This window comes from Pseudoalteromonas neustonica (assembly GCF_001653135.1).
GTDB classification, from domain to species: domain Bacteria; phylum Pseudomonadota; class Gammaproteobacteria; order Enterobacterales; family Alteromonadaceae; genus Pseudoalteromonas; species Pseudoalteromonas neustonica.
Genome location: NZ_BDDS01000030.1, coordinates 22,950 through 30,951, shown reverse-complemented (window position 1 = coordinate 30,951; position 8,002 = coordinate 22,950). Strand labels below are relative to the sequence as shown.

General features: G+C 39.5%; 10 protein-coding genes. 1 reads left to right on the top strand and 9 read right to left on the bottom strand.

The genetic code is table 11. From position 1 onward, the window contains the following. The 5 genes from A7967_RS21075 to A7967_RS21055 all read right to left on the bottom strand — a co-directional run. On the bottom strand, positions 1–626 hold a 626-nt coding region (locus tag A7967_RS21075; RefSeq protein ID WP_369691077.1), incomplete at its 3' end, for a transposase. Between the two features lie 236 nt (positions 627–862). Beyond that, positions 863–1,156, bottom strand: a complete 294-nt coding sequence (locus tag A7967_RS21070; protein ID WP_054456214.1) for a hypothetical protein — start codon at positions 1,154–1,156, stop codon at positions 863–865. Positions 1,157–1,398: 242 nt separating this feature from the next. Continuing rightward, complete coding sequence (locus A7967_RS21065) at positions 1,399–1,857, bottom strand: hypothetical protein (RefSeq protein ID WP_064436083.1); 459 nt, start codon at positions 1,855–1,857, stop codon at positions 1,399–1,401. A 106-nt stretch (positions 1,858–1,963) separates the two neighbouring features. Beyond that, a complete protein-coding gene (locus A7967_RS23065) occupies positions 1,964–2,125 on the bottom strand; it encodes a hypothetical protein (RefSeq protein WP_157756433.1) in 162 nt (53 codons plus the stop codon). A gap of 228 nt (positions 2,126–2,353) precedes the next feature. After that, complete coding sequence (locus tag A7967_RS21055) at positions 2,354–2,683, bottom strand: helix-turn-helix transcriptional regulator (protein ID WP_064436081.1); 330 nt, start codon at positions 2,681–2,683, stop codon at positions 2,354–2,356. Positions 2,684–3,021: 338 nt separating this feature from the next. On the opposite strand from A7967_RS21055, the gene A7967_RS21050 reads away from it, so the two are divergent. Then, the gene (locus tag A7967_RS21050; protein ID WP_064436080.1) at positions 3,022–3,990 is read left to right on the top strand and encodes an integron integrase; all 969 of its coding nucleotides are present in this window, start codon (positions 3,022–3,024) and stop codon (positions 3,988–3,990) included. A gap of 93 nt (positions 3,991–4,083) precedes the next feature. On the opposite strand, the gene A7967_RS21045 is transcribed toward A7967_RS21050, so the two are convergent. The 4 genes from A7967_RS21045 to A7967_RS21030 all read right to left on the bottom strand — a co-directional run bounded on the left by A7967_RS21045 (position 4,084) and on the right by A7967_RS21030 (position 7,830). Next, positions 4,084–4,752 (bottom strand): GntR family transcriptional regulator, encoded by a 669-nt coding sequence (locus A7967_RS21045; protein WP_054205919.1) that lies wholly within the window; start codon positions 4,750–4,752, stop codon positions 4,084–4,086. Positions 4,753–5,096: 344 nt separating this feature from the next. Then, entirely contained in the window at positions 5,097–6,593 is a 1,497-nt protein-coding gene (locus tag A7967_RS21040) for an aldehyde dehydrogenase (NADP(+)) (RefSeq protein WP_064436079.1), read from the bottom strand. A gap of 13 nt (positions 6,594–6,606) precedes the next feature. Then, the gene (locus A7967_RS21035) at positions 6,607–7,608 is read right to left on the bottom strand and encodes a 4-hydroxyproline epimerase (RefSeq protein ID WP_064436078.1); all 1,002 of its coding nucleotides are present in this window, start codon (positions 7,606–7,608) and stop codon (positions 6,607–6,609) included. 3 nt (positions 7,609–7,611) lie between these two features. Beyond that, on the bottom strand, positions 7,612–7,830 hold the full coding sequence (locus tag A7967_RS21030) for a hypothetical protein (protein ID WP_054452175.1): 219 nt from the start codon (positions 7,828–7,830) through the stop codon (positions 7,612–7,614). Positions 7,831–8,002 lie beyond the last annotated feature (172 nt).

Sequence of the window (8,002 nt, the reverse complement as noted above, 5' to 3'; positions counted from 1 at the left end):
ATGCGTTTTTGTACACTGGTGTAGTCAGATATTTCCGGTGTTTGCGCCATTTTTGCTCTGATTGGGTTTAAATCTACATAGGCCATACAGGCGGCAAGTGCGGCTTCATCAAGCAAGGCTTGTGACTTAAAGCGGCCTTCCCAAAATCGGCCTGTGCAGTTATCTTCCTTATTGGCTTTACGCGCAATGTCTTCATTTAATAATCGCATAAACCAACTGATACTTGCTAGCCGTTCACGGTATTGGTTTACTGTTTGACTAAAAAAGATAAGTTCAGCTTTACTTAGCTTTTCACCTTGCATGTACTTTTGAGTAAGCAAAGTGCCCTTACAGAGTTTATGCCAACGAATAACAATCGCTTTATCATTTAGTCGATTCGCTTTTTTATCATCTACATACAGGACTAAATGAGTGTGGTTACTCATGACTGCATAGGCACACACATCAATGCAAAATGCCTTCGCCAATGTGAGTAGCTTATCTTCAACCCAGCCTCTGCGATGCTCAAAAGACTTCCCTGTAAAACGGTCTTCCCCGCACAAGAAAGCACGACGAACGCAACGTGAAATACAGTGATAATACTTTGTATCAACCAAACTTACTTGACGCCTTCTTGCAATTGCCATGTGACACCCAGATTATATTTTGCACTAACTCAAAGTTAGTGCAAAATATAAAAAATACAAACTTTAGGATGGGTGTCATCGTTGTTTTCTGATAAAACTGGCTATTTTTCTTAAAAAAGAGTAATTCTACAGCCACAACGCCCTCGTTAATGGGCAAAATATTGTTGGCTAAAATGTTGAGGAACGAAAACAGCCAACTGTTTTTTGTCCTTATTTAACAGTTTGTTATAAGTAATTTACTCTGGCTTTGTTTTACTTGTTACAACGGTAATCAAGCCTGCCAACAAAAGCCAAAATGATACTACAACCACATACGCAGTAACAGACTGGGGTAACGCTCCAAACTCTTCAATTTTGAAATGTGCCTCACCCATAGCTTTTGCAACTCCAGTCCACAAAACAGGGATATTTATCCAGAATAATAAAGGAAGGAATAATAATCCAATTTTTGTTATTGCCAATAGTGGAGGTAGGTTAAATATTAAAGATATAACCAGAAAACGTTTAATTGAGAAAGCTCTAAAATTCATCGATGACTACAATCCTTTGATTACTTATAACGAGGCTGTAGAATAACTCTAACAGCCAAATTCAATTAAAAAACGAGCTCCTGTAATTAACTCTAAGCGCTTTTAAAGCATTAGGTAATGCATTTGGAACCCATAAAACAGGCTGTTTTTCTTAAAAAAGAGTAATTCTACAGCCACAACGCCCCACTAAGAGGCAAATAATTGTTGGCTAAAATAAGCGACGCAGGAGCAAAAGCCAACTGTTATTTGTCCTGCTTGAGTGGCTTGTTATATTGCAACTCATACTCACTGTAGTTAATAGTTTTTAATTCCATGACGTTAGGGATAATTAGATCTCTACCGCCATAGGAAATGTTGACTTGTACAACTAAATTATTTTCGTTAACAAATGCAATATCACTACGCATAAATCTGTTATTTGGGAGTTCATCTGACTTTGTTACAGTCATTAGCATTTCCCTGTCGTCTAATTGCATGGTTACAGCAACTTCAGATAAAGTTTCTCCTTTATCATCTTTGACGGGGTAAACAATAATTGCCCAGTTATTCTTTCCATTTTCAGATTCTACAATTACTCTTTTGATACCTAAATCAAAAAGCTCTTGATAAGTTAACTTAGTTGGGACAAGCATATGTATGTCCATTGAAGCAATGGAACTAAAAGAAGCTAAGATAAATGAAAATGCTAAAATTGTGCGCATACTTCCCTTGCAATATAACGCCTCATTAAGAGGCTAAAAATAGTTTGCTAAAATAAGCGACGTAGGAGCAAAAGCAAACTGTTTTTTGTCCTGCTTTAATGACTTGTTAGGTTAATTTTTTTAGTTTAAATAATGAAGCTAGCATTAATCCACACGAGGAGCCTGCTATAAAAAAACTAAGAGGAGTATAAGATCTAAGTATGTAGCCAATGAAAATAGCTGCCGCCAAAAACATCGGTATTGCAACTAAAGCTAATTTGGTTTCCATATACACAGCAACACCTTCGTGGCAAGTTGGGCAAACAACTACTTTATTAACTTTCTTAAGCTTATTGCGCAGAAAACGCACTCTAGCTTTACAGTGCGGACATATCATATAGATCCCCCAATTAACCTAACGCCCTGTTAACAGGCAAAATATAGTTGGCTAAAATTGGAACGAAGTGACAAAAGCCAACTGTATTTTGTCCTTGTTTAACAGCTTGTTATACGCACGTTAAATTGACCAGAAATAAGCAATTATGAATGCTATAAAAAAAGACAGTATAGTTGCCTTTATATTCATTTGTTCGACTTTATATCTGGCCACACTTAAGAAAGTAGGCCCTATATTAACCTGTATATCTTCATTAACAATAATATCAGTAACTAAGATGTCATATGCTGAACAAATCGACTGGGCCGATTCTTGTGATGCTATTCCTGATTTTTCAATACGCTGAATTGTCCTTAAACTAATTCCTGAAACATCAGCAAGATGAGACTGACTCCATGCTTTGGATTCTCTTAATTTCTTTAACTTCTGTATGTCTAATTGCATTTCCATAATTATTTCCTAAAAGATAAAAACCTTAATCATTATCGTAAGAAAATACCTCTATTGATACGTCATCTATGTGACATTCACCGGCGTTAATGTGACACCAACGCGTCAAGTGCGTATAACAACTTTATCAAAGGACACTTTCCTCTTTTTATGAGCAATGCATGTCCCCTTAATTGTTTTTCATATTAATAACAAATCCTGTAATACATTGCCAGCTTTAAACTTTAAGTCAGGCTATTCTTTTATTAAAATACAGAAAAGAGGAAAAGGTCCTCATTTCTTGACTTAGGAGGAAAAACGCCAATACTGTATATAAATACAGTTAACTGAGATTTAAAATGAAAACTAAATCCCCTTTTCTTAATAGTATTATCAACTATATGTATAGCCATCACTATGCTAAAAAATCTATTGAAACTTATGTATTTTGGATTACTGCCTATATCCATTTTCATAATAAGCGGCACCCTACCAGTATGGGCAATAATGAAGTAGAAATATTTTTAAATCACTTAACAGTCACTAAAAAAGTGGCAGCGAGAACACAAGCAACCGCTTTAAATGCACTTGCTTTTTTATATAAACATATTATTAAGAATGAGCTTTCATTAGATTTAAATTTCATTAAAAGTAACCGTCAGCAGAAACTTCCTGTCGTACTTACACAAACTGAGGTATCGCTATTTTTTAGAAATATAAATAAACGACATTATTTGATAGCAAGCCTGCTATATGGAAGTGGTTTACGGCTGATGGAAGCAGTAAAAATAAGAGTTCATGATATTGACTTCGACTATAAAAACATACGTATTTGGAACGGAAAAGGTAATAAAAATCGTATTGTGACACTTGCTGAAGAATTAATACCAATGCTAAGAAATCAAATAATTCAAGTTGATGAATATTTACAGTTAGATTTAAAAAATGATGCGTACGCCGGTGTATGGATGCCTTATCGACTTAGTAAAAAATACCCAAGCGCTAATAAGTCATTACAATGGCAGTTTCTGTTCCCATCACATAAATTAAGTACAGACCCTGAAACAGGAGAAATAAGACGCCACCACTTAGATCATTCAGGGGTAAGAAAGGCAGTAAAATTGTCTTCGGCAAGAGCACAAATTAATAAACACGTTACTCCGCATACCTTACGCCATTCTTTTGCAACACATTTACTACAAAGTGGTGCTGATATTAGAACGGTTCAAGTGCAACTAGGGCATAGTGATGTGCGAACAACTCAGATATATACGCATGTTTTACAACAAGGTGCAAATGGCGTGATTAGTCCATTCTCTAGGTTATAAAACAGGTAAAAAGGACAGCCGTATATTTTTGTCAAATAAATTTAACGCGTTAAAGCACATTATATGAATGTGCTAGCAAAAGTTTACGAAAAGCTACCTTTTTTCGTCTTCTATTTTAAGTAGTAGCTTTTTAATGTCGTTTTTGGCACCCAATATATGTTTTTTCAAAAAGTCACAGGCTTTTTTAGTATCTTTTGCGCGGCAAAACTCTAGTAAAGTACGGTGTTCTTCTGGCGCTGTGGTTAGGCCACCGGCTAACAATATATGCATACGAACATAACGCTCTGAATTTTTACTATACATGTCAACCAGCTCACGGGTTTGTGGTCTCTCTGCGCGGCTATAGAGTTTGCCATGAAAACGGCTATTTAAATCGCCCGTTGCTAGGTGAGTATCGCCTGCATCCATCGCGCTTTCAAGCTCAGTTAAAATAAGCTCTGCGTCGATTAAATCTTGATCTGTTAAACCACCTATTGAATGGCTTAGTAGCTCGGCTTCAAGCAACGCTCTTAAATCAAAGATTTCATCAATTTGTGATGCTGAAAGCTCTGTGGCCGTGGCTCCTTTGTGTGCTTCGAAGTTAACAAGCCCTTCGGCTTCAAGCTGCAATAGAGCTTCACGTACAGGAATACGGCTTACGTTCATCTCTGTTGCCAGTGCCGCTTGACGTAAAGGTTCGCCGGCTTTAATTTCACCAGAAAGAATTTTTGCGCGAATTGCTTCTGCGACTAATTGGGTACGGGTTTTGTGCTCGATAGCCATGGTGATCCTCTTATACCAATCGTGTTAAGTTACTGACCAATTATAGCGACAGGTAAATGGAGTGATAACAAGGCATAAATTTTGACATGGTGTTGCTCTCGGCAATTGCTCCTGCATTGCTCTACCTCCTGCATCCATGCAGTCGTACATGAAAAATTTATAACGCAGTTAGCGCTTTATTTAGCTCGCTAGAATGGTTAAATATTTAAGTCGATTGGTATTATATTGCATTTGGCATACATTATACTCAAATTCACTCATATGCCAAGTTAGAATCTGCCTGAACCCTCTATAAATAGGGGATAAGCGGGAAAATACAATCTGTAAATCCCGCCCAATTAATCTTATGCTTGATAACAAATTGGTCGCATAAAACGTAACATTGCATTTGTGCCCACAGAGGTGCTGCGTACATCGGTTGAGCTGGGGAATGGCCCACCGTGGTTCATTGAACCGCACACTTCAACACCTGTTGGCATCTGATTTTTTATCAAACGGCCTACTTTATATTGCAGCGCTTCGATAAGGCTATCGGCTTTGTTTAAATCAGCTTCAGTGCCATGAACACTGGCTGTCAGCTGCCCTTGTAATTGGTTTATCAATGTCATGAGCTGGGCTTCACTGTCGTAGCGCACCACTAATGCAGCAGGACCAAACACTTCATCTTGCAAAGCAGGGGTTGTTAAATAATCATCGGCATTGCACGCGAATACATGCGCATTGGCATGAAACGCGTGCTCAAGCTTGCCTTTACCCAATACGCTTAGCTGATCAAGTTGGCAACGTTCTGCTATTTGCTGTTTAAACGTGTTAACAATTCCTGGTGTAAGTAAAGTGTCTGACGCGGCATCATTAATGCACGTGGTAATGTGTGCTTCAAGCTCATCACATCCGGTTGGTACTAACCAAAGCCCAGGGCTGGTACAAAATTGCCCGTTGCCCATAAGCATTGACTGGCAAAGTGACTGTGCGATTTCTTTGCTGTTTTCAATCGCTTTATTGGGCAAAATAACTTGTGGGTTAATACTGCCTAATTCGCCATAAAATGGGATTGGCTCTTCACGATTCGCGATCGTTGCTTGCAGCTTGCTTGCCACATTAAATGATCCGGTAAAACCCACCGCTTTAATTGATGATGCTGCAACTAGCTGATGCGACATGTCATACGCTTTGCTTTGTATCATTGCAAATACCCCTAAAGGCATCGCACATTCTTTTATAGCGGCAAACGCTGCACGTGCCATTAGCTCACCTGTACCAGGGTGCGCTGTGTGGTTTTTTACAATCACTGGGCAACCTGCTGCCAGTGCTGCTGCCGTATCGCCACCCAGTGTTGAAAAGGCGTACGGAAAATTAGATGCACCAAATACAGCAACAGGCCCCAGTGGTAAATAGTTAAGCTCAGTATGTGGTTTTGGTAACGGTGCTCTTGTTGCATCGGCCTCATCCACTATTTTTAAACCCAGTGGTGATGCAGGGTTTTCGCGCAAGGCACTGGCAAACGCTTTAAGTTGATTTACGGTGCGCATGCGCTCGCCTTGTAAGCGTGCAAACGGTAGGTTGGTTTCTTGATGTGTTTGCTCAAGTAACTCATCCCCAAGCGCTAGAATGTGATCAGCAATACACGTTAAAAAATCAGCTCGTTGTGCAAAACTGGTTTTACGGTACTCATAAAATGCCGATTGCGCGGCCTCTATGGCACCGTCTAATTCAGTGGCACTGAGATTAAAAAAGCGCGTTGGTAGTGGTTCATTGCGTGCTGGAGAAAATGCGTTAAATTCACCATTCGCTGAATCACCAACCCATTGCCCTGCGACTAAACTTTGTCCTGTTAATGTCATGCTTTGCTCCTCATTAAATTACTTGAAACCCAAATGCGTATGGGTCATCGTCATCCACAGTGATCGCGCTTGTGCCCGTCACCCTAGACCAGCCTTGAATACTTGGTAAAATAGCTGTTATGCCTGCGATTTTTGTTACGTGTTCAATGCAACCAATAAACTGGCTGCCAATATAACTTTCGTGAATAAACTTTTGCCCTTGAGCCAACTGCCCTTTGGCAAATAGCTGTGCCATACGCGCGCTGGTGCCTGTTCCACATGGCGAGCGATCAATCGCTTTATCGCCATAAAAAACAGCATTTGCTGCATCTGAATTGGCACTTTTTGCTGTGCCTGTCCATAAAACATGGCTTGCACCTTGAACGGTTGGATCAAGCGGGTGAGTACATTTAACTTTCGCGTTTATCGCATCACGCACCAGCGGGCTATACTGCAAAATTTGCCCAGCGGTTAAATGTTCAATGCCTTTATAATTACACTGCGGCTCAACAATAATGTAGAAGTTGCCGCCATAGGCGATATCTACTGTCAGCTCGCCTAATTCAGGCACTTCAATAACGATCGACTGGTGTGCTAAATAGGCGGGAACATTATAAATTTTTACCCACTGCACTTTGCCATCAGTCATTTCATAATTGATTTGTACACGCCCAGCAGGCGTGTCCAACAGCAGGATTCCGGGTACTTTTGCATGTAATAAACCATGCTCTAAAGCAAACGTGACAATGCCCATTGTGCCGTGGCCACACATGGGTAAACACCCTGATGTTTCAACAAATAAAATGGCTGCATCGCCATCTTCTGTGGTGGGTGGATATAAAAATCCTCCCGACATCATGTCATGACCACGAGGCTCAAACATCAGTGCTTGGCGTATCCAATCATGATTTTGCAAAAAATCTTGACGCTTCTCACTCATACTCAGCCCGCTCAATTGTGGATGACCACTGGTTATGAGCCTAACGGGGTTACCACAGGTATGCCCGTCAATACAAAAAAAGGTCCCTTTGAGCATAACTTAGTCCAATTTAAATTTTGTTAAGTTAATAGGGCTTGCCATCACTTGACTATAAAGCGAGACGTCAGCTGCTTGCTCCTTTGCCATTACAATCATGCCGTGAACACCTTCGTTATTAAGTTCATCGATCATTTTTACTGTTGTTGCACAATTAATGGCGTCGTCTGCATAAAACTGAGTCGTTACTGCTGCACAGACACCTTGCCAAGTTACTGTCATTTTAATTACCTGATTGATGTTTAGACTTGATATAGTAAGTATATTGTATACAATAATCAATATCCCAACTTAAAGTTTGTTGTAAGGTTTATCTTTAGAGGCTTTTTAAAAGTTGGGAAAAACCATTTAAGCAGCTGAAAAACAATGCTTATTTACTGATTTAAAACAGCAG

Bases quoted from the DNA above. Each gene is read 5' to 3' on its own strand.
- A7967_RS21070 (WP_054456214.1), bottom strand. From the start codon at position 1,156: ATGAATTTTAGAGCTTTCTCAATTAAACGTTTTCTGGTTATATCTTTA.
- A7967_RS21065 (WP_064436083.1), bottom strand. From the start codon at position 1,857: ATGCGCACAATTTTAGCATTTTCATTTATCTTAGCTTCTTTTAGTTCC.
- A7967_RS23065 (WP_157756433.1), bottom strand. From the start codon at position 2,125: ATGGAAACCAAATTAGCTTTAGTTGCAATACCGATGTTTTTGGCGGCA.
- A7967_RS21055 (WP_064436081.1), bottom strand. From the start codon at position 2,683: ATGGAAATGCAATTAGACATACAGAAGTTAAAGAAATTAAGAGAATCC.
- A7967_RS21050 (WP_064436080.1), top strand. From the start codon at position 3,022: ATGAAAACTAAATCCCCTTTTCTTAATAGTATTATCAACTATATGTAT.
- A7967_RS21045 (WP_054205919.1), bottom strand. From the start codon at position 4,752: ATGGCTATCGAGCACAAAACCCGTACCCAATTAGTCGCAGAAGCAATT.
- A7967_RS21040 (WP_064436079.1), bottom strand. From the start codon at position 6,593: ATGACATTAACAGGACAAAGTTTAGTCGCAGGGCAATGGGTTGGTGAT.
- A7967_RS21035 (WP_064436078.1), bottom strand. From the start codon at position 7,608: ATGCTCAAAGGGACCTTTTTTTGTATTGACGGGCATACCTGTGGTAAC.
- A7967_RS21030 (WP_054452175.1), bottom strand. From the start codon at position 7,830: ATGACAGTAACTTGGCAAGGTGTCTGTGCAGCAGTAACGACTCAGTTT.